Below are 24484 nucleotides of genomic sequence, written 5' to 3' on the forward strand. Positions count from 1 at the left end.
AAAACCATGTCTAAGCAGCAGATCGTCTCCGACCGCCTCGCCGTGCCGAACGGCCACTTCTCGCAAGCGACCGAGGTGAAGCTGAACGGTCGAATGGTGTTTATTTCTGGCATGACCGCCCGCAACGTCGACGGCGGCGTCACCGGCGTCGGCGACATCACCGCGCAGACCCACCAGGTCTGCCAGAACCTGCAGGCCGCCGTCGAGGCCGCGGGCGGCACGCTCGACGACATCGCCCGCGTCGACGTGTACGTGCGCAATATGGAGGATTTCGCGGCGAGCCACGAGGTGCGGGCGCAGTACTTCACGAACACGGCCCCGGCCTCGACGATGGTCGAGGTGTCGAAGTTTGTGAACAAGGACTACCTCATCGAGATCAACGCAATCGCCGTCATCAACGAGGGGGCGTAACGGTGCGGTTGTGCAGCGTTCGGTACGCAGAAACCTGGCACGCAGGCGAGGTCACCGACAGCGACACCGTTCTCGTCTACCCGGCGACCGTCGGGCTCGTCGACGACGTGATCACGAACGGCGGCCTGCCGGCCGGCGCCGCCCCCATCGCCGAGGTTCCGCTCGCCGAGGCCAGGCTCGGCTCCCCGATTCAGCGTTGGCGCAAGAACGTGCTGTGCGTTGGGTGGAATTACTGGGATCACTTCGAGGAGTCGCGCGGCAAGCGCGAAGGCCAGGACCCGGCGTCGCGCCCGGAGCACCCGACCTTCTTCACGAAGGCGCCGCGCACCGCGATCGGCCCGCGCGACACCGTCGAGTGCGATTTCGAGCTCAGCGAACAGTGGGACTACGAGGCGGAGATCGCGCTCGTCATCGGCACGGCCGGCAGGGATATTCGACCGGAAGACGCGCTGACTCACGTGTTCGGGGTGATGCTCGCGAACGACGTGTCGGTGCGCGACGTGCAGCGCGCACACGGCGGCCAGTGGTTCAAGGGCAAGAGCATCGACAACACGATGCCGCTCGGGCCGTGGCTCACGACGCTCGACGAGGTCGGCGAGCTGTCAGAGATCGAGCTCGAGTGCGAACTCAACGGCGAAACCCTGCAGCGCGCGAGCGTCGCACAGATGGCGTTTCCCATCGAGACGCTCATCGCCGAGCTGAGTCGGGGCATGACCCTCGACGTCGGCGACGTGATCTTGACAGGCACACCGAGCGGCATCGGCAACGCTCGGGAACCGCAGGTATTCTTGCGTTCGGGGGACGTGCTCGTTACCCGGGCCACCAGGCTCGGCACACTCGAAAACCGCATAGGCTAGCTGCAAGGCACACGGAGAGGACCCCCTCACAGCATGAACAGTCGCAGGCCAGAACGCCGCACATCAAGTGTGGAGTTCGTGACGACCGCGCTCTACATGGACATCCTTGAGGGGGTCCACGCCCCGGGCTCCTTCCTGCGCCTCAACGACGTCGCCGAACAGCTCGGGGTATCAATGATGCCGGTGCGCGAGGCGATCAGAGAGCTCGCCGCGCTCGGGCTCGTCGAGGCGATCCCGCACCGGGGCGCGCAGGTTCGGCACCTGAGCATCGACGACCTCGTAGAGACCTACCACGGCAGGCTCCACCTCGAGACGCTCGCGCTGAAGCTCGGCGCCCCGAGCTTCACGGCCGAGCGCGCTGATCAGGCGTGGCGAGCCAACGAGCGCCGGCTGGCCGCGCTCGCAGCGCAAGATGCATATGCCAACGTCACCGAGCACGAGGCGCTGCACTTTCTGCTCTACGAATCGTGCCAGAGCCCGTGGATCGTCAAGGCGCTGCTGCCAGGCTGGCGAAACGCCGCGCGCTACCGTGGCTCGTCGCTGCTCGACACCCACGTGCGGGGCGAGCTCGACGACCAGCACGCGCTGCTCATCGAGGCGATGACGCGCCACGACGGCGACGAGGCCGTCGCGCTGCTGCACACCCACCTCACCTCGGCGGCCGAGGCCGTCGCGCAGGAGCTCGGCGGGGTGTCGATTCTCGACAGGCTCCCGGCGCTCGCCGAATTGCGGTAGCCAGATCCTCAAAATATGTACCAATTTATGTACATCTTTGGTAGAATGCTGGTATGTCTGTTCTCATGCCCCCGGTTCAGACCTCTGCGGATGCCCGCAAGGAACTACCGAACGCGCTCAAGCGATTCCGCGAGCAGGGAATCGAGGCGACACCACTCATCTTCGGGTCACACCGCAAGCCAGAGGCCGCAGTGATCCCCTATGAACTGTACGAGCGCATCGCCGCCATCATGGAAGACCGCGAGATCGCGGAAATGGTGCGCACCCGACAGGCTGAAGGGCGAGCGAAGCCGATGCACGATCTCTTCGCCGAGTACGGTGTGGAACTGCCCTAGTACAGCATGGATGCAAAACTCTCCATGCTCCCCGGGTTCAAGAGAGACTTTGACGCCCTGGGAACGCACGCGTTGCGAAAGCTGACCCTCGAAGTGATCGGGCACATCAAGACGGGTGCAATTACAGGCAAGCCCCTTGAAGCCCTAGCAAACACTGGCGACCTCTCCGACTGCCGAAAAGTCTACTTCGACTTCCCAGACAGGGCAGGTGACAAGCCTCGATACCGGCTCGTCTACCGCGAATCCCACAACGAGTTCTCATTTGTGAGCATCGAAATGGTCGCCGTCGGTAACCGGCAAAACCTAGACGCCTACATGCGAGCCCTCAAGAACCTCGGACGGGCCTAACGCCGCGCGACACCCGCCACACGCACGCGGCGCGCCAGGCAGGCGTCCGGGGTACCGGACAGCCCCGCTCGCTCCGGCGTTGTTCGGGGGCTCCAGACGCGGTGAGATGGAGTCATTGGTTCGATCACTGACCGCTCGAAAGGCTCCACCATGGCTCTCCCCGGCGCACGCCCCGTCCGCGCTCCCCGCGGCACCGACATCTCAGCGAAGAGCTGGCAGACCGAGGCACCGCTTCGCATGCTCATGAACAACCTCGACCCCGAGGTTGCCGAGCGACCAGACGACCTCGTTGTCTACGGCGGAACCGGCCGCGCCGCACGCAGCTGGGAGGCGTACGACGCGATCGTCGACACGCTCCGCGACCTCGAAGACGATGAGACACTGCTCGTGCAGTCGGGCAAGCCCGTCGGCGTCTTCCGCACGAACAAGTGGGCGCCGCGCGTGCTGCTCGCCAACTCGAACCTCGTTGGCGACTGGGCGACGTGGCCCGAGTTCCGCAAGCTCGAGGCCGAGGGCCTCATGATGTACGGCCAGATGACCGCGGGTTCGTGGATCTACATCGGCACGCAGGGCATCCTCCAGGGCACCTACGAGACGTTCGCAGCCGCTGGTCGCAAGCTCCAGGGCCAGGGCCGCATCGCCGCTGTCGAGGGCAAGGGATCGCTCGCGGGCACCCTCACCCTCACCGGCGGCTGCGGCGGCATGGGCGGAGCACAGCCGCTCGCGGTCACGCTCAACGACGGCGCCTGCCTCATCGTCGACGTCGACCAGACCCGGCTCGAGCGCCGCGTGGGCAAGCGCTACCTCGACGAGGTCGTCACCGACATCGACGAGGCAATCGCGAAGGTGCAACAGGCGAAGGCCGAGAACCGCGGCTGGTCAGTCGGGCTCGTCGGCAACGCCGCAGAGGTGTTCCCCGAGATTCTGCGCCGCCACCGGGCCGGCGAAATCACGATCGACCTCGTCACCGACCAGACGAGCGCGCACGACCCGCTCTCCTACCTCCCGATCGGCTACAACGTCGACGAGCGACTCGCTCGCGCCGAGGCCGACCCCGAGCAGTTCACCAAGGACGCCCAGGCCGCAATGGCCGCGCACGTCAAGGCGATGGTCGAGTTCCAGGATGCGGGGGCAGAGGTCTTCGACTACGGCAACTCGATCCGCGACGAGGCGCGCAAGGGCGGCTACGACCGGGCCTTCGAGTTCCCCGGCTTCGTTCCGGCCTATATTCGCCCGCTGTTCTCCGAGGGCCTCGGCCCGTTCCGCTGGGCGGCTCTGTCGGGCGACCCCGAAGACATCCGCGTTACCGACGAGGCGCTCAAGGAGCTGTTCCCCGAGAACGCGCACCTGCACAAGTGGCTCGACGCCGCCGCCGAGCGCGTCGAGTTCGAGGGGTTGCCCGCGCGCATCTGCTGGCTTGGCTACGGCGAACGCCACCAGGCGGGTCTGCTCTTCAACCGCCTCGTCGCCGAGGGCAAGGTGAAGGCTCCGATCGTCATCGGCCGCGACCACCTCGACTCCGGTTCCGTCGCCTCCCCCTACCGCGAGACCGAGGCAATGGCCGACGGGTCCGACGCGATCGCCGACTGGCCGCTCCTGAACGCGCTCACCGCGGCGTCGTCTGGCGCGACGTGGGTGTCGATCCACCACGGCGGCGGCGTCGGCATTGGCCGCTCGATCCACACCGGTCAGGTATCGGTCGCCGACGGCACCGAGCTCGCCGCCGAGAAGCTCGAGCGCCTGCTCACCAACGACCCCGGCATGGGCGTGATTCGCCACGTCGACGCCGGGTACCAGCGGGCCGCAGACGTCGCCAAGGAGCGCGGCGTGCGCGTGCCGATGGAACCGACCATTCGCAACACCGAGACGGCCTGGTAAGAAAGTAGTTATGGTGCGCACCCTCCTCATCGACAACATCGGCGAACTCACGACGAACGACGAGACCCTCGGTTCGGGCCTCGGCGGTCGGCTTGCAGACGCCGCGGTACTCATCGAGGGCGAGCGGATCGCCTGGGTCGGCCCAGCCGCCCAGGCCCCCGCCGCCGATGAGCGAATCGATGCGGAGGGGCGCGCCCTGCTGCCCGGCTGGGTCGACTCGCACACCCACATGGTGTTCGCGGGTGACCGCACCGCCGAGTTCGAGGCGCGCATGGCCGGCGAGGCGTATGCGGCTGGCGGCATCAACGTCACCGTGAACGCAACCCGGGCCGCCTCAGACGCCGAGCTCGAGGCGAATCTTGCCCGGCTCGTCGGCGAGGCGAGGCGCGACGGCACCACCACGATGGAGACGAAGACCGGCTACGGGCTCACTGTTGCAGATGAGGTGCGCTCGGCGCGCGTCGCGGCGACCCAGGCCGACGCCGTCACATTCCTCGGCGCGCATGTCGTGCCGGCCGGGGTGGACCCTGCAGCCTACCTCGACCTCGTCACCGGCAAGATGCTCGACGCGGTCGCCCCGCTCGTGAGCGCCGTCGACGTGTTCTGCGAGTCGGGCGCGTTCGACGAAGCGCAGACCCGCAGAATTCTCGAGACGGCTGCCGCGAAGGGCCTCGCTACCCGCGTGCACGGCAATCAGCTCGGGCACGGCCCTGGCACCCAGCTCGCGGTCGAGCACGGTTCGCTGAGCGTGGATCACCTCGGCTTCCTCACCGACGACGACATCGCGGCTCTCGCGGGGTCCTGGGGCGAAGGTTCGAGGGGCACCGTCGCGAGGGGCACCGTCGCAACCGTGCTGCCAGCCTGCGACCTCTCGACCCGCATGCCGCTCGCGCCGGCAAGGAAGCTCGTCGACGCGGGCGCGGTCGTGGCGATCGCCTCGAACTGCAACCCGGGCACCTCGTACACGAGCTCGATGGGCTTCTGCGTCGCGACCGCGGTGCTGCAGATGGGCCTCACCGTGCAGGAGGCGGTGCGCGCTGCGACGCTCGGCGGCGCGATCGCGCTCGGCATGCACGAAGACGGCTGGATCGACCCGCGCGGCGCCGCACAGCCTCGCGTCGGAGTCGTCTCCCCAGGCGCCCGCGCCGACCTGCAGCTGTTGAACGCCCCCTCGGTGACGCACCTCGCCTACCGCCCAGGCATGCGCCTCACCGAAGCGGTGTGGAAGGCGGGCACGCGCGTCGTCTGAGTCGCGACCGGGACCGGCCCCGCGGCCCCCACGACCCGCTGCGTCCGCGAACGCGCCGGCGCGACGCCGGGGACGCGAGCTCCCCCCATTAGGGTGAGCGTGGCGTCACGATGACGCCACGCTTGGCGAGGCTCGCGAAGCGGGCACGCCCGACGACGACGATCGCCCCGATCATGAGGAGCAGCCCGAGGGCGTAGGGTGCCCCGTGAGACACGGTCGCGTAGAGTGCCCCTGCAATGAGCGGCGCGATCACCGCAACGCCGGTGTTCAGGGACTGGATCACGCCGGCGACCCACCCCTGTTCGTGGTCGCTGACCTGCTGCGAGAGCACCCCGTCCATCGCTGCGGTCGCGGGCCCCTGGCCGCCGCCGATCAGGAGCGTGCCAGCGATCAAGATCCATGGTTCTGCAAGCACCGAGCCGACGACCGCGAGCGCCGCGAGCCCGACGGCCTGGGCGATGAGTCCTGCGACAATGATGCCGCGCTCGCCGAGCCAAGGCAGCAGGGCCTGCATGATTACACCCTGCAGCACAATATCGAGGATGCCGATCGCTGCGGTAAGGAGCCCAATCGACGTCGCCGTCCACTGCACCTGGTCGAGTGCGAGCACGCTGAAGTTGTTGACGAACATGCCGAACGGCAGGCCGATGAGCACGAGCGCAATGAGCAGGCCGCGCAGCTCTGGCCGACCGAACGCGCCCCTGAAGACCGCCACGGGGTGGAGGCCGTCGAGCCGCAACCGCGGCGTTCGCTTCTCAGGCGCGAGACTCTCGGGCAACGCGAAGAAGCTCACGATCGCGACAACGAGCGCGATTCCGGCCGTCACGAACACCGGCAGATCGATGTGGATCGCTGCGAGCAGCCCGCCGACTGCCGGGCCGATCATGAAGCCGACGCCGTTGAGCGCCCCGAGCAGGCCAAACCGCTTTGCACGTTCTTGCGGTGACGTAATGTCGGCAGCGTAGGCGAACAGCGCCGGCATGTCGCCCGCGGTGATTCCCTGAATGATGCGGCCGGCGAGGAGCACCCAGATCGACCCACCGATGCCAAAGGTGGCAAACCCGACCGCGGCCCCGAGGGTGGCGATGATGATGACCGGGCGACGACCGAAGCGGTCGGAGAGCCCGCCAAACAGCGGCGCGACAAGGAATGCGCAGAGCGCGTTGACCGATTCGAGGATGCCAACCCAAATGGCGAGGTGGCCGGGAGTGTCCACGTAGCGCTGCACCACGAAGGGCAGCACCGGGAGCACGATCGTCATGCCCATGACATTGAGCATGGTGATCGAGATGAGCGTCGCCCAGGCGCGACGACTGGATTGCGGGGGCGCGGGGCGCCCCGAAGAGGGTTCAAGCATGGTTAAAAGTGTAGTGATACCAATTTCGATGTCAATTCAACTTTGAACCAATACCAGGTGACCGCGCTCGATAGACTGCTCTTATGGCTGAAGCAGCACCAATCGGGCGACGCGAGCGCAAGAAGGCGGCGACGCGCAAGGCGATCTCTGACACCGCAACGCTCATGTTTCTCGAGCGCGGCTTCGACAACGTGAGCATCCGCGAGATCGCGGAGAAGGCAGACGTCTCCCCGACGACCGTGTTCGCCCACTTCCCGCAGAAAGAGGCCCTCGTCTTCGACGAAGACGAGGAGCACCGCGACGGGCTCGTTTCCGCCGTGCGCGACAGGCCAGCGGGCGTCTCCATCACCGACGCGCTCTACGAGTACTACCTGCACGGCATGCTCGAAGATCGCGCCGAACACGGCGACAGCACTCGCGAGTTCCTCGCGCTCCTCGACCGGACGCCCGCACTCGCCGACTACGCCGCACGCATGTGGACCCGACACGAACACGCCCTGGGCGCTGCCATCGCCGCAGACATGGGCCTTGCCGAGCCCAGCCCCGAGATCAGAGCCTACGCGCGCTTCGTGCTGCAGATTCAGCTACTCGCCAACAATGACGACGACCCTGCCGCGATGCTCGCCGGGTCGTTCCGCATTCTCAATGACGGCTGGCGCAGCTTCGCTGACCCGACAGCGGGGCGCGACGACAGCAGTTATTGAGCCGCACGGCCGCGGCCGTGAATGCGCGCCGAGAGCGCATCGGCCGTCGCACGCACCTCCGCCGCAAGCTCGGCGTAGCGATCCTCTGAGACGTCCTCGTCACGGAACGTGATCGCTACCGCCGCGACCGGCCATTCACGGTGATCAAGCACGGGCACGGCGACGGAGGAGAAGCCCTCGGTCACCGATCCGCGTTCGGTCGCGAAGCCGCGGGTCACCGCGTCGTCGAGCACGGTGCGCAGCTGCGAGTACCGGTTGATCCCGTCTGGCGTTGCGAGCCGGTGCGAGAACGCCTGCGCGTTCGGGTACAGGGCGCGCACCTGGGCGCGCGGCAGCGACGCGAGCACCGCCCGGCCGCTCGCCGTGAGGTGCATGGGGAGCCGCACATCGACGTCGGTGACGAGCGGTGGCGCGCCGAGCGCTCGCTCCTCAATCACGTAGAGCACGTCGCTGCCGCTCGGCACTGCGAGGTGGCCGCTCGCCCGCACACGATCCACAAGCGCCGCGAGCAGCGGGCGCCCGAGGCGAGCAAGCGGCTCCTGGCGCTCATACGCGGAGCTCAGCTCGACCGCGGCGATCCCAAGCCCGTAGCGCCGCTCCTCGGGCAGGTGCATGACGTAGCCGTGCTCCTGCAGCGTCGCAAGCAGCTGGTACACCGTCGAACGCGGCAGCTCGAGCTGCGTCGCGATCATCCCTGCGGGCACGGGGCCACGCGAGCGCGCGAGGAGGCTGAGGATGCGCAGCGTCTGATCCGCCGCCGGGACCTTCGGCTCTCGCATAGTCAGTCATCCTTCTCTCGCGATTTGTGATCTGCGTGTGTTGCCGCCATCGTCGGCGGCACAGCTGCAGACTATCGCAGTGCTGTTCCTGTTCCCCAGACCCCCGAAAGGTGGGAAGCTGAGGCATGAGCATTCTCGTAAAGCGCGTGTACGACTCCCCCGACCCCACAGACGGCGTGCGCGTGCTCGTCGACCGGCTCTGGCCCCGCGGCATCAGCAAGGAAGCCGCCGCGCTCGACTCGTGGGCGAAAGACGCGACGCCGAGCACCGAGCTTCGAAAGTCCTGGCACGGTGACCCGCGCGGGCACGAGCCCGAGCGCTACGCCGCCTTCGCTGACGCGTACCGTGAGGAACTTTCCAGGGAGCCCGCGCTCGGCGCCGTTCGGGACCTCGCGGAACTTGCACGCGCGGCGGAGCGCCCAGGAGCTGCACCCCTCACGCTCGTCACCGGCGTGAAGGATCCGGAGCGCAGTCACGTGCCTGTGCTCGTGGAGGCAATCACCGCGGCGCTCGGGGGCGTAGCCGCCAGTTGAGTTTCGGCCGCCCGTTACGCCAGCCGCGTGCCGAGCGCGCCCTCGGCTGCGCTTACGACCGCGCCGCTCGCGACGAAACCGTGGGCCGCGTCGATCGTCGGCGACAGGAACGAATCGGTGTCTGGCGCCGGGATCTCGGTGCGGAACAGGGCGTGGATCGCGCTCGTTGCGACCCCGGGAGCAGCAGCCCCGTCGGCCGCGCGGAAGTCGAGCGCGCGCGTCGAGGTCAAAAGCTCGATCGAGAGCACGCGGGCGAGCCCGTCGATCGCGCGGCGGAGCTTGCGGGCCGCCGCCCACCCCATCGAGACGTGATCCTCCTGCATCGCCGACGACGGGATCGAGTCGACCGACGCGGGCACCGCGAGGCGCTTGAGCTCGGAGACAATGCCTGCGGCCGTGTACTGCGCGATCATCAGGCCCGAGTCGAGGCCGGCGTCTGCCGCGAGGAACGGCGGGAGGCCGTGGTTGCGGGCGACGTCGAGGAAGCGGTCGGTGCGGCGCTCGGAGATCGAGGCGAGGTCGGCGACGGCGATCGCGAGGAAGTCGAGCACGTAGGCGACCGGGGCACCGTGGAAGTTGCCGTTCGATTCAACGCGGCCGTCGGGCAAGACGACCGGGTTGTCGACCGCTGAGGCGAGCTCGACGGCCGCGACGCGGTCGGCGTGGGCGGCGGTGTCGCGGGCGGCGCCGTGCACCTGGGGTGCGCAGCGCAGCGAGTACGCGTCTTGCACGCGGCTGAACTCGCCCTCCTGCGGGCGCTGCACGAGCTGGGAGTCGGCGAGCACCGCGGCCATGTTCGCGGCCGACGATGCCTGACCTGCGTGCGGGCGGAGTACGTGGAGCTCGGGCTGGAAGACGGCGTCGGTGCCGGTGAGCGCCTCGATGCTTGCGGCCGCGGCGATGTCGGCGGTCGCGAACAGCCCGTCGAGGTCGTGGAGCGCGAGGCAGAGCATGCCGAGCATGCCGTCGGTGCCGTTGATGAGGGCGAGGCCCTCCTTCTCGGCGAGCACGAGCGGCTCGATGCCGGCGGCGGCGAGCGCCTCGGCGGCGGGGATCGTCGGTGCGTGCGGATCCGCATCCGCCGCGCCGCTCACCCGCACGTTGCCCTCGCCCATGAGCGTGAGCGCGCAGTGTGCGAGCGGGCTGAGGTCGCCCGAGCAGCCGAGCGAGCCGTACTCGTGCACGACGGGGGTGATGCCGGCGTTGATGATCGCGGCGTAGGTCTCAGCAACGACCGGGCGCACTCCGGTGCGGCCCGTGGTGAGGGTCTGCAGGCGCAGCAACATGAGGGCGCGCACGACCTCGCGCTCGACCTCGGGGCCGGTGCCGGCCGCGTGCGAGCGGATCAGGCTGCGCTGCAGCTGCTGCCGCTTTTCGACGGGGATCTGCACCTTTGCGAGCGCGCCGAACCCGGTCGAGACGCCGTAGTGCGGGCGGGTGTCGTCTGCGAGCTTCTCGATGACGGCGCGGCTCTCGGCGACGCGTGCAAGCGCCGCCGCGGAGATCGTGATCTGGGCGTCGTAACGGGCCACCGCGACGACGTCGGCGCGGCTGAGCGGGGTGTCGCCGAGGGTGACTGGCTGGGTGGAAACGGGTGTGGTCGAGGTCATGATTCGATCACACCGCATTCCGGGCTCTTCGTGTGCGTCAGAGCGCGAGGCGCTGTCCGGGATCCCGGACGACCGCGCCGGATCAGATCACCGCGAACCGCGAATCCGTTGCTAGCGTGCAACTATGACCACCCCAACAAGCAGTGCCGCTCGTCCCCTCCCCCACGACCCCAGTTGGCCACGCGCCGGCTCCTGGCCCGCACCAGACGCCGCCGCACCAGACGCGCACATCGACCTCGCCATCATCGGCATTCCGACGTCGCGCACGTCGCTCTCGCCGACGAACGCGCACCTCACGCCGGCCGCTGTGCGCGAGGCACTCAGGCGCTACTCGGACCACACGGTCGCCGCAGGAGAACCGGGGGGTCGCGGCGCCGAACTCGAAACAGTGCTTGGGGAGGCACTCACGATTCGCGACGCGGGGGACGTCGCTGACCCAGACACCGAAGCCGGAGAGGTTGCGGCAGCGGCAGCGGTGCGCGAGCTCGCGGCCCGCTCGGAGCTGGTCGTCGCGCTCGGCGGCGACAATGCGCTGACTGTGCCCGCTGCCCTCGGGGTCGCGGGCAACAACCTCGCCACCGCGGGGCTCATCACCCTCGACGCCCACCATGACCTCCGCGACGGGCGCTCGAACGGGTCGCCCGTTCGTAGGCTCGTTGAGGCCGGGCTCGATCCACACCGCATCGTGCAGATCGGCATCGCCGACTTCGCCAACTCTCGCGCCTACCGCGAGCGGGCCAAGGAGTGGGGCATCACGGTGATCCACCGCGACGAACTGTTCACCCGCCCGCTCGCCGACATCGTCGCCGAGGCGCTCGAGATCGCGGGAGCAGGCGGCGGGCCGATCCACGTGGATCTCGACGTCGACGTCTGCGATCGCTCGGTCGCGCCGGGCTGCCCGGCATCGATCCCCGGCGGGATCCAGGCGCACGAGTTGCGCGCCTTCGCACGCCAGTTCGCAGCGGATCCCCGAGTGAAGGGCATTGACATCGCCGAGGTCGATGCGAGCGCCGACGCCCCCGACGGCCGCACCGTGCGCCTCGCCGCGCTCTGCGCGCTCGAGGCCGCGGCGGGGCTCGCCACGCGACTCGGGAGGGCATAACCATGGCCGCGCCCGACTCGTGTGGCGAGCGCCCACCCCGCCACCCTCCCACCCATGAATCTTTTTGCACGCAACGTGCAAATAGGAACCATCTATTCGCAAGTTACGCGCAGAAAGTTGACGGCCGGGCTGCGGGGCTGCGCGCCTAGCCGCCCAGGCTGCGGGCGTACCCTGCCCAGGCGAGTATCACGACCACCCAAATAATCAGCGGCGCCCCGATCACGAGGCTGAGCGCGACGACCCCGAGGGCTCTGCGCTCTTTGCGCACAAACGACGCAACCGCCAGTGCCACTGCGGCGATCGCGACGACCCCGAAGACGATCTGCTTCGTGTTGATCCAGGTTTCCCCCAGCTTGAAGCTTGTCGCCGGGACAATAAAAAACAGCACCAGGGCAAGCAGGCCCACTGCCAACGCGGCCCTACCGAACACCGGCACCCCGCGCGGTGCAGGGGGCGGCGCAGTTTCATTCAACCGGGCCAGCTGCTCCCACCGTTGGTTCTGATCCATGCACTCAGTTTAGTCACGGGCAACGTCTGGTCACCGAGCTCAGATCGAAGCCGCCCGCCAATCAATCGGTGCGGATCCTAGAGCCGCGAGCGCCTCGTTTGCTCGGCTGAAGGGGCCCGACCCGAAGAACCCCCGCGAGGCAGACAGTGGCGACGGGTGCGCGCTATCGATTATTGGGGTGTCGCCGAGCAACGGCGCGAGCTTTCGGGCGTCGTTGCCCCAGAGAATCGCGACGAGCGGGCCGCCGCGGGCGACGAGGGCGCGAATGGCGAGCTCGGTGAACTCCTCCCAGCCGATTCCCCGGTGCGAGCCTGCCTGCCCTGCACGCACTGTCAGCACGCGGTTCAGCAGCAGCACACCGGAGTCTGCCCAGGCGCTCAGGTCTCCGTGTCTTGGCGGCGGCGGGGCCTGGGGCACCGCCCAAAAATCGTCTGCCCAGGAGTCTGTAAAGGCGCCTGGCGAGGTGCCTGCGGCATCAGAGTCTGGGCTGGTGCCAACAGACTCGGGGTCGGTACCCAGGGCCTGCCCCAGATCGTCGTCGAGCTCACGGAAGATATTGCTCAGGCTGCGCGGCAGGGGCCGCACGCCTCTCGCCGTCGCGAACGAGAGACCGATCGCGTGGCCCGGTGTTGGGTACGGGTCTTGACCGACGATCAGCACGCGCGCGTCTGAGAGTGGGCGCTCGAACGCGCGAAACACGAGCGCCTCGTCGGGCAGCACCGTCGCCCCGGCGCGGGCCTCCTCGGCCAGAAACGCACGCACGCGCCCGAGTGCATCATCGACCGCGCCGGCGGCGGCGAGCGCCTCACCCCAGTCCGGAGCGATGCGCCCGGCGGCGACGAGTTCTGCGAGCGAGCCTGAAAGCATACGTGCGACTCCGGGGCGGCTAGGGCTGCTGCGGCTTCGCGGCGAGCGGGCCACGGTGCGTATGGAACACGCTCGACTGCGCGACGGGGCGCAGCACGATGAGGTCTTGGTTCACGTGCGGCGGCTGTTCGAAGGCGCCGACGAGCACGCGAGCCACGTCGTCGGCCGTGAGCGGGGTGACGTTTGCGTAGGGCGTTTCGGCGGCGGCGGCGTCGCCGCGCAGCCGGTTCAACGTGAACTCCTCGGTGTGCACGAGGCCCGGCGCGAGCTCCATCACCCTGATCGGCTCGCCGGCGAGCTCGAGCCTGAGCACCTCGGTGACGGCGTGAGCGGCGTATTTGGCGGCGTTGTAGCCTGCGCCGCCCGGGTACGAGTTCAGCCCCGCGGTGGAGGTGAGGTTCAAGATCGAGGCCCACCCGTGGCCCGCGTCGATGCCCTCGAGCCCCGCACCGGGGGCCGGCGCAACGAGCGTCGCCTCGCGCAGCACGGGCAAAAGCGCGGCGGTGACGTTTCGCAGCCCGATCACGTTCACCTCGAACATGCGCCGCCAGTCGTCGTTCAGCCCGGTCTCGACTGACTCGGTGCCGAGTGCGCCACCCGCATTGTTCACGAGGCCAGAGGCTCCCCCGGTGACACGCACTTCGTCGGCCATCCGCGCAACGGCGGCCTCGTCGGTGACGTCGCACACGATCGTGTGGGCGCCGGTCTCTGCGGCGAGCGCGCGCAACCTGTCTTCGCGCCTGGCGACGGCGACCGTGTCCCAGCCAAGTTCGGCAAACCTGCGCACGGTTGCCGCGCCGATTCCTGAGCTTGCTCCAGTTACGACTACTCGCTTCGCCATCGCCACGCCTCCATCTGTCGTTGTGCCGCCGCCGCAAGGCAGGCGCCGCCATACACACGAGCCTAACGCGCAACATTACGGTTCGTGTCGCCCCCGATTGCGCGAAGGGCCCCGCCTTCCATACTCTCGATATAACACCACACCGAACTCTGGGGAGCACACGATGACCGACAAGACCGCATGGGGTTTTGAGACCAAGCAGATTCACGCGGGCCAGGAGCCCGACCCAACGACGGGTTCGCGCGCGCTGCCGATTCACCAGACGACCGCGTTCGTCTTCGATAGCACCGAGCAGGCAGCGAACCGGTTCGCCCTCGCCGAGTTCGGCCCGATCTACACCCGCATCACGAACCCGACGCAGGCCGTCGCTGAAGACCGCATCGCAGCTCTCGAGGGTGGCACCGCTGCGCTCCTACTCTCAAGCGGCCAGGCCGCTTCGACCTTCGCAGTGCTGAATATTGCGAACTCGGGCGATCACATCGTGTCGTCTGCCGCGATTTACGGCGGCACCTACAACCTCTTCAAGTATTCGCTGGCGAAGCTCGGCATCGAGGTCACGTTCGTCGAGAACCAGGATGACCCGGCCGAGTGGCAGCGCGCCGTTCGCCCGAACACGAAGCTGTTCTTCGCCGAGTCGATCGCGAACCCGCGCACGAAGATCCTCGACATTCGCGCGGTCGCCGACGTCGCGCACGAGAACCACCTGCCGCTCATCGTCGATAACACGGTCGCGAGCCCGTTCCTCATTCGCCCGCTCGAGCACGGCGCTGACATCGTGCTGCACTCGGTGACGAAGTTCCTCGGCGGGCACGGCACCACGCTCGGCGGCGCGATCGTCGACGGCGGATCGTTCCCGTGGTCGGAGCACGTCGACAAGTTCCCCGGTCTCACTGAGCCCGACCCCTCGTACAACGGCGTGAGCTACACGGGCGCGGTCGGTGACGCCATCGCCTACGTCATCAAGGCGCGCGTGCAGCTGCTGCGCGACCTGGGTTCGGCGATCGCGCCGCAGAGCGCCTGGCAGCTGCTGCAGGGCGTCGAGACGCTGTCGCTGCGCATGGAGCGCCACACGCAGAACGCACAGAATGTCGCCGAGTGGCTCGACGCTCACAGCGATGTCGCGACGGTCTACTACGCCGGTCTACCGACCGACCCGAGCTACGCCGCAGCGAACAAGTACGCGCCCAAGGGCGTGGGCGCGGTGCTGTCGTTCGAGCTCAAGGGCGGGGTCGAGGCCGGTAAGGCCTTCGTGAACAGCCTCGAGCTGTTCAGCCACGTCGCGAACATCGGCGATGTGCGCTCGCTCGTCATTCACCCGGCCTCGACGACGCACTCGCAGCTCACCCCCGAGCAGCAGCTCTCTGGCGGCGTGACGCCTGGCCTCGTGCGGCTCTCGATCGGGCTCGAGCACATCGACGACATCAAGGCCGATCTTGAGGTTGGTTTTGCCGCGGCCCGGGCAGTGGTCGCTGCGGCGGCGTAACCGGTTCTTCGGTGTGAGGCGTCGCTCGCTCGGGGTTCCGGGCGGGCGGCGCCTTCGTCGTGTGTTCGGGATCCGCCACGCCTGCCACCCCTCGCGCGAAGCGTGCCGAGGCTACACGCGGCCGTAACATTCGCGCGCCGCGGGCGGAAGCAGGCCAGAATAGGGAGTTATGGATTGGCAGACTCCCGAGGATTCGTTCCCGACCGATTTCATCACCGACGCGCAGCTGCGCGCGCTCATGGGTCGGCCGCCGATCTCGGGCGGTTGGCGCGACGGCGACCCCGTCGGAAACCGGGAATTTGTCTCAATCGGCGCCCTCGCCACCGAGGCCGGCGAGGAGCTGCCGCACGTGCGCATCGCCTACGAGACGTTCGGCGAGTTGAACGCGGCACGCGACAACGCGATTCTCGTCTTCCACGCGCTCACCGGCGACAGCCATCTTCTCGGGCCGGCGTCGGCCGGGCACCCGACCGACGGTTGGTGGAGCGAGATCGTCGGCCCCGGCAGGCCGCTCGACACCGACAGGTACTGCATCATCGCCCCCAACGTGCTCGGCGGCTGCCAGGGCTCGACGGGCCCTGGTTCGCTGGCTCCCGACCACCGGGAGTGGGGCGGCCGTTTCCCCTACCTCACCATCCGCGATCAGGTCGCGGCCGCGACGCGCTTCGCTGACGCGATCGGTGTGGATCGCTTCGCCGCCGTCATCGGTGGCTCAATGGGCGGCATGCACGCTCTCGAGTGGGGCATAGCGAACCCGGAGCGCACCGCAAGACTCGCGGTCATCGCCGCTCCCCCGGTGACGACCGCCGACCAGATCGGGCTGAACCTTGTGCAACTCGAGGCTATCCGCTCAGACCCGTCGTACCACGGCGGCGATTACTACGACGCCCCCGACGGCATCGGCCCCCATCACGGTCTCGCGACCGCGCGCAGGCTCGCGCTATTGAACTACCGCAGCAACACCGAGCTCGACGATCGCTTCGGCCGCTCCTGGCAGTCTGCCGTGAGCCCACTGGGCGGTGGCGGTCGGTTCGCGGTCGAGTCGTACCTCGATTTCCACGGGAACAAGTTCACGAGGCGCTTCGACGCGAACAGCTATGTCACGCTCGTGCAGGCAATGAACTCGCACGACGTTGGCCGGGGGCGCGGGGGCGTGCGTGCCGCGCTGCAGACGCTCGAGTTGCCGACGCTCGTGCTCGGCATTCCGAGCGACAGGCTGTTTACGATCGAGGGCCAAGACGAGATCGCCCGGCACACGCCGGGCAGCCTCGACGGCACGGAGGCCGTACGCATCGACTCGCCCTACGGCCACGACTCCTTCCTCATCGAGTTCGAGCTCGTTGGCGCGCAGCTCACGCGGCTGCTCGCGGTGTGAGCTGCGTGAGCTGTGCGAGCTGCGTATCGAGGCTCGCGCTCGCTCCCCGATACCGGTTGGCCATGGATTCGTAACAGCTCGGCCCCGACTGCCTGACAAACCGCTCAATGAAGCCAGTACGGCATCCTTTGTGTGCTAACTTTCAAATTCACCCCGGCTTCCCTTTCTCATGAATGAGGTTTCTTCATGCTCCGCAGAGCCCCCAAGACGTTCCTGTCAGCTACCGCCATCGCCGCGGCGCTTGCGCTGACGCTTTCCGGCTGCTCTTCGAACAACGGCGCCGCTGCCGAGCCTGAAGAGGGCCCGCTCTCAAAGTATCTCTCCACGCTGTGGGACGGCGAGGAGTGGACGGAAGAGAAGATGCAGGAGCAACAGGTCAAGACTGAAGACCTCATCGCCGCCTGCATGCAGAAGGAGGGCTTCGAATACAAGCCCAACGTGCAGAGCATGGGCGGAATGGTCTCGACCGGCGACGACGACGGGCCGGAGTGGGGCAGCAAAGAGTTCGCTGAGCAGTACGGCTATGGTTTCTCTGACAACCCTGCGATGTCGCAGATCGAAGAAAGCCCCGATGCCTACTTCGACCCCAACGAGGAGTACGTCAACTCACTCAGCGAATCGGAACGCGAGGCTTTCTACGAAACTCTCAATGGACCAACCCCAACCGAGGAAGAGTACGCGGCGATGGAGGAGGAGGGCGGCTACTCCCCCAATATGGCTGATATGGGGTGCTGGGGTGCCGCTTACACTGAGGTGAACGCGGGCACTGACGGCTACCAAGCGGCCTCCGAGGACCCGGAGTTTGTCGATCTGTTCGAGGGCATCAACAACGTCTGGAACATGGAAGACAACGACGACATGCAGCAGCTCAACAGTGAGTGGGCGGCGTGCATGGCCGACGCGGGGTACCCCGATTTCAAGACCGCCGACGATGCCCAAATGTCGATTATGGACGAGCAGAACGCGCTCTACAATTACGACGACCTCGCCGACGGCGAGGAACCAAAAGAGCCTAAGAAGGCAGACCTCGACGCCCTGAAGAAGAAGGAAATCGAGATCGCGACCGCCGACTTCTCGTGTAAGGAAAAGGTCGACTACGTGAAGAAGTCGACGAAGATCATGCACGCCGTTGAGCAGGCATTCGTCGACGAGAACAAGGCTCAGCTCGACGCGATGGTCGCGAAGTACCAGGTATCTTCGGGTTCCAAGACCGAGGAGAAGTAACCCGTGGCGTTCAAGCGGCGTCGCCGGGAGGGCGACGCTCAGATTGCCGCGCCCACCGACGCAGATGCAGCGACCGAGGTCATCGACGGCGAGGCGATAGCGGCGGCGCAGCCAGCCGGCGCAGCCAGCCCGGGCACCGATGGGCTTGGTGACGGCGACGTCGCTGACTCCCCTGGTTCAGTGGAAGCCGCCGGCGGCTCGGAGCTTGGCGAAACGGATCGCCCGGCAAAGCAGCGAAAGCCTTGGACGGGTAAGCGGCTCGTCGCTCTCATCGCCGGAGTCGCCGTCGCGTCGCTCCTACTCGGCATCGTGGTGATGCAGTTCATCGTCTCACCAGCGACCCTCGCCGCCCGCTCGGCGGCACCCGAGCCCGGCCCCGTCACCGCTCCCGTTGAGAATCGTGTGATCGAAAACACCGTCGTGCTTCGCGGCGAGGTCGGCTACGCAGACTCAGTCGCGGTGGCCATCGACGCAGCGGGCGGGGAATCTCGCGCCGTGATCACCGGCCAGGTGCCGGCCGTTGGCACGGTGTTCAACGCTGGCAACGTCGCGCTCGAGGTTGCAGGGCGCCCCGTCATCGTGCTGCCCGGCGAGTTGCCCGCATACCGCAGCCTGAGCATTGGCATGCGCGGCCCCGATGTCACGCAGCTCAAGCAGGCGCTCTCGGCCCTCGGCTACGCGAGCGGAGACCTCAACACCGACACGTTCGACTGGGACACTGCCGCGGGCCTAGGCGCGCTCTACGAGCAGCTCGGCTACTCCGCTCCGACCGGCGGCGAGGAGAGCCGCGACCAGCTGCGACTCGCCGAGCGAGGGGTGCGCGACGCGAACGTTGGAGTCGCCCAGGCCCAGGCCGCGCTCGACGCAGCTCGCGCCGGCGAGGCCCCGAACACGGCTACTGAGCAGGCCTCCCTGAACGCTGCGTGGCAGGCGCTCAACGACGCGCAGGAGTCGCTCGGAGAGGCCCAGGCCGCCGTGCTCCCGACGCTGCCGGCCGGCGAAGCGCTGTTCCTCTCCGGCCTGCCCCGCAGGGTCGACGAAGTCTCGGTGAAGCGCGGCGACGTGCTCTCGGGCTCGCCAATGAGTGTTTCGGGGGCGACGCTGTCGATCACCGGCACCGTCTCCAAGCAAGACGCAGACCTACTCTCTGAGGGGCTGACAGCCCAGTTCGCCGGACCCGACGGCGAGGAGCTCACGGCGACAGTGAAGAGCATCACCGCCCCGAAGGGCTCGGGCGGGGGCGACGACAAGCAGGGTGAGGGCGGCGCCAGCCGCTACACCGTTGCGCTCGAGCCCGTCGAGCTGACAAGCGAGCAGATCGAGGCGCTGCGCGGCACGAATGTTCGGCTGCGCATTCCCGTGGCATCTACCGACGGAGAGGTCATCGCCGTGCCTATCGCCGCGCTCTCTGCGGGTAGCGGTGGTGAGGATCGCGTCGAACTCATGATCGATGTTCGCGATGGTCACAACGCACAAACCGAGATTGTTCCCGTCGAGGCGGGCCTCGCGGCCGACGGCTTCGTTGAGATCTCGAGCAGCGACGATCGCATCGTCGCAGGCGCGAAGGTCGTGGTCGGCAGGTGAGCACCGTCGACGAGCTCTTTCGCGAGGTCGAACCGCCCGAAGCGGCGGCCGAGGCGACAGCCGGCTCGGCAGGGCAGGCAGATGCCGCGCGCGCGGGCGACGCGCCGGCGCCGGCTGTGGCGCAAACCGCCGACATCGGCAACCCCGATTTCGCTGGCCCGATTGCCGAGCTCACGGGCGTGACCCGGTTCTTCCCGGGCCCACCGCCCGTGAATGCGCTGCGCGGCGTCGACCTCACGGTCGAACGGGGCGACTATCTCGCGATCATCGGCCCCTCGGGGTCGGGCAAGTCTACGATGCTCAACACGCTCGGCCTGCTCGATCGCCCGAGCACGGGAACGTTTCTTTTCGAGGGCATCGACATGGCAGGCCTGAGCGAAGACGAGCGGGCCGGGCTGCGGTCGCGGGCAATAGGCTTTGTCTTCCAGTCGTTTCACCTCATGCCAACCCGCACGGTGCTTGAGAACGTGATGCTTGCTGGCATCTACGCCGGGCTCAGCAGCGAGGAGCGCGAGCCTCTCGCGCGCACCGCGCTGAACCGCGTGGGGCTCAGCCACCGCATTGACTCAACGCCCAACACGCTATCGGGCGGCGAGCGCCAGCGCGTCGCGATCGCCCGCGCAGTGTGCACGTCGCCCCGCCTGCTCCTCGCCGACGAGCCGACCGGCAACCTCGACCGCGCAAACTCGCAATCGATCATGGGGCTCTTTGACGAGCTGTCGGCCGACGGGCTCACCATCGTGATGATCACCCACGACGAGGCAGTCGCTCGGGCCGCAGGGCGGCGTGTTCGCATCAATGACGGAGAGCTCACGGTGATCGAATGAAGTCGCTCTCGAAGTTCTTCGCCAGCGTGGCTTCGAAGCTCTCCCGCGGCGCCAAGGTGAGGGGCGGCGGCCCTGCGCCAAAGACGATCTCGTGGCGCACCCTCTTTCGGGAGTCGCTCGAGGGCGTTGGCGCACGGCCTTCGCGCCTGCTCATCACCCTCGCCGGCACAGTGCTCGGCATCGCCTCCCTCGTCGCGACGATCGGCTTCGCGCAGACCGCCGGCGGTCAGATCGCGCAGCAATTCGACGCGCTCGCTGCCACGCGCGTGACCGTCGAGCCCGGCTCCGCGAAGGCGGCAGGCGGGAAGGAACGAGCGACGTCGAAGGTGCCGTGGGACGCGGTCGAGCGCGTGCGCGATCTCGCCGGCGTCGAGCACGCAGCGCTCTACGCGAAGGTCGAGAGCGTCACAAAGGTCGAGACCGTGCAGGTCAACGACCCGTCGGCGGCCGCGAAGTCGCCCCCGCCCGTCGTCGCGGCCTCACCCGAGCTGCTCGATACCGTGAACGGCAAGATCGGTTCGGGTCGATTCTTTGATGCCGGCCACGACGAACGACACGATCGCGTCGTGGTGCTCGGTAAGGAAGCGGCAGAGCGGCTCGGGGTGAACCGCGTGACCGGGCAGCCGGCGATCTTTATTGAGGATCGGGCGTACACAGTCATCGGCATTCTCGACAGCGTCGGCACTCGCAAGTCGCTGCTCGACTCAGTGATCGTTCCGGTGAGCACCGCGCGCGGCGAGCTCGGCCTTACCGCGCCGAACAGCCTCGACATTCGCATCGATGTTGGAGCGGGAGAAGTCGTCGCCCGCCAGGCCCCGATCGCGCTCGATCCGAACGCGCCCGACGCATTCAAGGTCGCCGCGCCGTCGAACGCAAACGCGCTGCGCGAGGGCGTCGAGTCAGACGTCAACGTACTGTTTCTCGCGATCGGCATCGTCGCGCTCATCGGCGGCGGCATCGGCATCGCGAGCGTCACGCTCATGTCGGTGAGCGAGCGCCGCGGTGAGATCGGGTTGCGCCGCGCGCTCGGGGCCCGCACCCGCGACATCGCCCGCCAGTTCATGATCGAGTCGGTGACCACGGGCGTGCTCGGCGGGCTCATGGGGGTGGTCGTCGGCCTGTTCGCGCTCATCGGCGTGTGTCTCGTGCAGCAGTGGACACCCGTGCTCGCGCCGTGGGCCGCACCGCTCGGCGTCGCGGTTGGCGCGCTCGTCGGCCTCGCGGCCGGGTCGTACCCGGCCCTCAAGGCGGCACGCATCGAGCCGGTCGACGCGCTCCGCGACGCCTAGCGCCCGCCCAACCCTGCACTTACCTCCGAGACCCCCTAGCTCCCACCGGCAACAGGGGGGCGATCTCGGAGGCAAGTGCAGGGGTCAAGGCCGCGTCGCAGCGGCCCGACCGCTACCCCTCGTAGCGCTGGCGCCTGGTCGCGTCTTGAATCTCGCCGACGAGCTCCTCGATGACGTCTTCGAGGAACACGGCGCCGAGTTCTGTGCCAGCCGCGTCAACGATCCTGGCCATGTGAATGCCCCGCCGCTGCATCTGCGATAGCACGTCCTCGAGCTCCGAATCCACGCGCATCGTGACCATCGCGCGCACGCGCTTTGGCGGAATGGGCTCGTCGATCCACCGCTCGCTAATTCGCACGAGATCTTTAATGTGCGCGTACCCGACGAGCGCGCCCGCCTCATCGACGATGGGGTAGCGCGAGAAGCCGTGGCGTGCGACCGCCGCCTCGACGTCGGCTGGCGTCGAGCCCGGTGGCAGCACCACGAGCCTGTCGAGCGGCACGAGCACGTCGCCCGCACGCTTCGACGTGAACTCGAACGCAGCGGTGAGCGCACCGCTGCGATCTTCGAGCACCCCCTCGCGCCGCGAGTGGTCGACGATGCTCGCGACCTCCTCGAGGGTGAACGTGCTCGTGGTTTCAGACTTCGGTTCGACGCGGAAGAGGCGCAGCACGCCGTTGGCGATTGCGTTCAGCCCCGTGATCAGCGGGCCGAGCAGACGGGAGATCGCAACGAGCGGCGGCGCGAGCAGCAGCACAGCCCGATCGGGCAGCGTAAACGCGGCGTTCTTCGGCACCATCTCACCGAACACAACGTGCAGGTACGTGACAAGCAGTAGGGTCAGCGCGAACGCGGTCACACTCGCGACCTGCACGCTCATGCCCGTCCACTCGAGCGGGCCCGCGAGCAGGTGGTGGATCGCGGGCTCAGACACATTCAGAATGACGAGTGAACACACCGTGATGCCGAGCTGGCACGTCGCCAGCATGAGGGTTGCGTGCTCCATCGCGTAGAGCGCCGTCTTCGCGCTCTTCGAGCCCGCCTCTGCGCGGGGCTCGATCTGCGAGCGGCGCGCAGAGATCACCGCGAACTCGGCGGCCACAAAGAAGGCGTTCGCGCCGAGCAGCAGCACGAGCCAGACAATTCCCAACCAGTCGCTCATGCGCGCTCCCCCGTCTCGTGCTGCGATTCGCCGCTGCGATCGGATTCAGGCGCGGCGAGAAAGCGCAGTCGCGCGATGCGGCGCCCGTCCATGCGCTCGACCCGCAGCGTCGCCCCGTCTGGCAGCAGCACCTCGTCGCCGGCTTCGGGAATGCGGCCGAGGTGCAGCAGCACGTAGCCGGCGATGGTGTCGTAGTCGTCGGCCTCTGGCACCTCGATGCCGGTCTGCTCGCGCAGCTCGTCTGGGCGCAGGTCTGCCGGGAAGGTCATCTCGTTGGCGGTGCCGATGACCCCGGCGGCGCTGCGGTCGTGTTCGTCTGACACCTCGCCGATGATCTCTTCGACGAGGTCTTCAAGCGTCACGAGCCCGGCCGTGCCGCCGTACTCATCGACGACGATGGCGAGCTGATAGCCCGATGCGCGCAACTGCTCGAGCAGCTGATCGACGCGCAGTGTCTCGGGCACGCGCAGCGACTCCTCGGCCAACGCGGCAGCGGGCACCTCGGCTCGCTTGTTGCGCGGCACAGCCACGGCCTGCTTCACGTGCACGACGCCGACCACGTCGTCGCGGTCTTCGTCGATCACTGGGAATCGCGAGAACCCCGTACGGCCAGAAAGCTCGAGCACGGCCTGCGCCGATTCCAGGCGCTGAATGCTCTCCATGCGCAGCCGCGGGGTCATCACGTCTGCGGCGGTGAGCTCCGCGAAGTGCAGCGTGCGGTCGAGCAGCGTCGCGGTGTCGGCCTCGAGCAGGCCGGCGTTCGCTGAGTGGCGCACGAGCGAGGAGAGCTCTTGCGCAGAGCGGGCGCCAGACAGCTCCTCCTTGGGTTCGATGCCGATCCACCGCAGAATGCCGTTCGCGCTCCCGTTGAGCAGCTTTACCGCTGGCCGAAACACCGCGGTGAAGCCGGCCTGCAGCGGCATGACGACCTTCGCGGTCGCGAGCGGTTTCGAGATGGCGAAGTTCTTCGGCACGAGCTCGCCGACGATCATTGAGAAGATCGTCGCGATGGCGACCGCGAGCGGCACGCTGATCACGCTGTGGTAGGCGGCCGGCAGCCCGAGGGCCCGCAGCGGCGCATCGATTGCGCCGCTGATCACGGGCTCGAAGAGATAGCCGGCAAGCAGCGTCGTGAGCGTGATGCCGAGCTGCGCGCTGGAGAGGTGGGTCGAGGTGTGCGATAGCCCGCGAATCACGCGGTCGAGGCCACGCTCGCCCCCGTCGCGCCGCCGCTCGAGATCTTGGCGATCAAGCGCGACCAGCGAGAACTCGGCCGCGACGAACACGCCGGTGCCGAGCGTAAGCAATATTCCGAGTGTGAGCTGGAGCCACTCGCTCATTGGAGAACCGAATCAGATAGGGAGTTCCGCGCTATTGCGCGGCAAATACTCGGGGGGTCTGCGGGTCTTCGGGGGTCTGCTTCCAT

24 protein-coding genes are annotated in these 24484 nt (G+C 67.9%); 16 read left to right on the forward strand and 8 right to left on the reverse strand.

The genetic code is table 11. From position 1 onward, the window contains the following. Positions 1–6: 6 nt before the first annotated feature. From ABD115_RS15615 to hutI, 7 genes are all read left to right on the forward strand, one after another. The gene (locus ABD115_RS15615; protein ID WP_343962573.1) at positions 7–411 is read left to right on the forward strand and encodes a RidA family protein; all 405 of its coding nucleotides are present in this window, start codon (positions 7–9) and stop codon (positions 409–411) included. Between the two features lie 2 nt (positions 412–413). Beyond that, positions 414–1268 carry a fumarylacetoacetate hydrolase family protein gene (locus ABD115_RS15620; protein ID WP_343962575.1) on the forward strand — a complete coding sequence of 285 codons (855 nt, stop codon included), beginning with the start codon at positions 414–416 and terminating at the stop codon, positions 1266–1268. Positions 1269–1301: 33 nt separating this feature from the next. Further along, complete coding sequence (locus ABD115_RS15625; RefSeq protein WP_343962577.1) at positions 1302–2003, forward strand: GntR family transcriptional regulator; 702 nt, start codon at positions 1302–1304, stop codon at positions 2001–2003. Positions 2004–2056: 53 nt separating this feature from the next. After that, complete coding sequence (locus tag ABD115_RS15630; protein WP_343962579.1) at positions 2057–2338, forward strand: hypothetical protein; 282 nt, start codon at positions 2057–2059, stop codon at positions 2336–2338. 6 nt (positions 2339–2344) lie between these two features. Then, positions 2345–2686: a hypothetical protein gene (locus tag ABD115_RS15635; RefSeq protein WP_343962581.1), complete on the forward strand. Its 342-nt coding sequence runs from the start codon at positions 2345–2347 to the stop codon at positions 2684–2686. A gap of 150 nt (positions 2687–2836) precedes the next feature. Continuing rightward, entirely contained in the window at positions 2837–4564 is a 1728-nt protein-coding gene (gene hutU / locus ABD115_RS15640) for a urocanate hydratase (RefSeq protein ID WP_343962583.1), read from the forward strand. 10 nt (positions 4565–4574) lie between these two features. Next, positions 4575–5813 (forward strand): imidazolonepropionase, encoded by a 1239-nt coding sequence (hutI, locus tag ABD115_RS15645; protein WP_343962584.1) that lies wholly within the window; start codon positions 4575–4577, stop codon positions 5811–5813. An 88-nt stretch (positions 5814–5901) separates the two neighbouring features. Here hutI and ABD115_RS15650 read toward each other — a convergent pair whose 3' ends face one another. After that, positions 5902–7170 (reverse strand): MFS transporter, encoded by a 1269-nt coding sequence (locus tag ABD115_RS15650; RefSeq protein ID WP_343962587.1) that lies wholly within the window; start codon positions 7168–7170, stop codon positions 5902–5904. A gap of 83 nt (positions 7171–7253) precedes the next feature. Between ABD115_RS15650 and ABD115_RS15655 the strand changes: the two genes are divergently transcribed. Beyond that, positions 7254–7874, forward strand: coding sequence for a TetR/AcrR family transcriptional regulator (locus ABD115_RS15655; RefSeq protein ID WP_343962589.1), 621 nt, complete (start codon positions 7254–7256; stop codon positions 7872–7874). On the opposite strand, the gene ABD115_RS15660 is transcribed toward ABD115_RS15655, so the two are convergent. Further along, the gene (locus ABD115_RS15660) at positions 7868–8653 is read right to left on the reverse strand and encodes an IclR family transcriptional regulator (protein WP_343962591.1); all 786 of its coding nucleotides are present in this window, start codon (positions 8651–8653) and stop codon (positions 7868–7870) included. The genes ABD115_RS15655 and ABD115_RS15660 overlap by 7 nt on opposite strands. Before the next feature lie 125 nt (positions 8654–8778). On the opposite strand from ABD115_RS15660, the gene ABD115_RS15665 reads away from it, so the two are divergent. Beyond that, positions 8779–9186 carry a DUF488 domain-containing protein gene (locus ABD115_RS15665; protein WP_343962593.1) on the forward strand — a complete coding sequence of 136 codons (408 nt, stop codon included), beginning with the start codon at positions 8779–8781 and terminating at the stop codon, positions 9184–9186. A 14-nt stretch (positions 9187–9200) separates the two neighbouring features. Here ABD115_RS15665 and hutH read toward each other — a convergent pair whose 3' ends face one another. Next, a complete protein-coding gene (gene hutH, locus ABD115_RS15670) occupies positions 9201–10796 on the reverse strand; it encodes a histidine ammonia-lyase (RefSeq protein ID WP_343962595.1) in 1596 nt (531 codons plus the stop codon). A gap of 124 nt (positions 10797–10920) precedes the next feature. On the opposite strand from hutH, the gene ABD115_RS15675 reads away from it, so the two are divergent. Beyond that, positions 10921–11898, forward strand: a complete 978-nt coding sequence (locus ABD115_RS15675) for an arginase family protein (protein ID WP_343962597.1) — start codon at positions 10921–10923, stop codon at positions 11896–11898. 145 nt (positions 11899–12043) lie between these two features. Here ABD115_RS15675 and ABD115_RS15680 read toward each other — a convergent pair whose 3' ends face one another. Genes ABD115_RS15680 through ABD115_RS15690 form a run of 3 tightly spaced genes read right to left on the reverse strand, consistent with a single transcriptional unit; the run spans position 12044 to position 14114 of the window. Next, positions 12044–12406, reverse strand: a complete 363-nt coding sequence (locus ABD115_RS15680) for a hypothetical protein (RefSeq protein ID WP_343962599.1) — start codon at positions 12404–12406, stop codon at positions 12044–12046. Between the two features lie 39 nt (positions 12407–12445). Further along, complete coding sequence (locus ABD115_RS15685; RefSeq protein ID WP_343962601.1) at positions 12446–13273, reverse strand: uracil-DNA glycosylase; 828 nt, start codon at positions 13271–13273, stop codon at positions 12446–12448. A 19-nt stretch (positions 13274–13292) separates the two neighbouring features. Then, on the reverse strand, positions 13293–14114 hold the full coding sequence (locus ABD115_RS15690; protein ID WP_343962603.1) for an SDR family oxidoreductase: 822 nt from the start codon (positions 14112–14114) through the stop codon (positions 13293–13295). A gap of 163 nt (positions 14115–14277) precedes the next feature. On the opposite strand from ABD115_RS15690, the gene ABD115_RS15695 reads away from it, so the two are divergent. The 6 genes from ABD115_RS15695 to ABD115_RS15720 all read left to right on the forward strand — a co-directional run bounded on the left by ABD115_RS15695 (position 14278) and on the right by ABD115_RS15720 (position 21896). Next, complete coding sequence (locus ABD115_RS15695; protein WP_343962604.1) at positions 14278–15597, forward strand: bifunctional o-acetylhomoserine/o-acetylserine sulfhydrylase; 1320 nt, start codon at positions 14278–14280, stop codon at positions 15595–15597. Positions 15598–15766: 169 nt separating this feature from the next. After that, positions 15767–16972 carry a homoserine O-acetyltransferase MetX gene (metX, locus tag ABD115_RS15700; protein WP_343962606.1) on the forward strand — a complete coding sequence of 402 codons (1206 nt, stop codon included), beginning with the start codon at positions 15767–15769 and terminating at the stop codon, positions 16970–16972. A gap of 186 nt (positions 16973–17158) precedes the next feature. Beyond that, complete coding sequence (locus ABD115_RS15705) at positions 17159–18196, forward strand: hypothetical protein (protein WP_343962608.1); 1038 nt, start codon at positions 17159–17161, stop codon at positions 18194–18196. A gap of 3 nt (positions 18197–18199) precedes the next feature. Continuing rightward, positions 18200–19780 carry a hypothetical protein gene (locus tag ABD115_RS15710; RefSeq protein WP_343962610.1) on the forward strand — a complete coding sequence of 527 codons (1581 nt, stop codon included), beginning with the start codon at positions 18200–18202 and terminating at the stop codon, positions 19778–19780. Between the two features lie 116 nt (positions 19781–19896). Continuing rightward, positions 19897–20607 carry an ABC transporter ATP-binding protein gene (locus tag ABD115_RS15715; protein ID WP_382389513.1) on the forward strand — a complete coding sequence of 237 codons (711 nt, stop codon included), beginning with the start codon at positions 19897–19899 and terminating at the stop codon, positions 20605–20607. Continuing rightward, the gene (locus tag ABD115_RS15720) at positions 20604–21896 is read left to right on the forward strand and encodes an ABC transporter permease (protein WP_343962612.1); all 1293 of its coding nucleotides are present in this window, start codon (positions 20604–20606) and stop codon (positions 21894–21896) included. Before ABD115_RS15715 ends, ABD115_RS15720 begins: the two co-directional genes overlap by 4 nt. A 112-nt stretch (positions 21897–22008) precedes the next feature. Here the strand turns inward: ABD115_RS15720 and ABD115_RS15725 are convergent, their stop codons facing one another. After that, positions 22009–23058, reverse strand: a complete 1050-nt coding sequence (locus tag ABD115_RS15725; RefSeq protein ID WP_343962614.1) for a hemolysin family protein — start codon at positions 23056–23058, stop codon at positions 22009–22011. Beyond that, positions 23055–24398: a hemolysin family protein gene (locus tag ABD115_RS15730; protein ID WP_343962616.1), complete on the reverse strand. Its 1344-nt coding sequence runs from the start codon at positions 24396–24398 to the stop codon at positions 23055–23057. Before ABD115_RS15730 ends, ABD115_RS15725 begins: the two co-directional genes overlap by 4 nt. Between the last annotated feature and the right edge of the window lie 86 nt (positions 24399–24484).

The organism is Leucobacter albus, from assembly GCF_039528015.1.
Lineage (GTDB): Bacteria > Actinomycetota > Actinomycetes > Actinomycetales > Microbacteriaceae > Leucobacter > Leucobacter albus.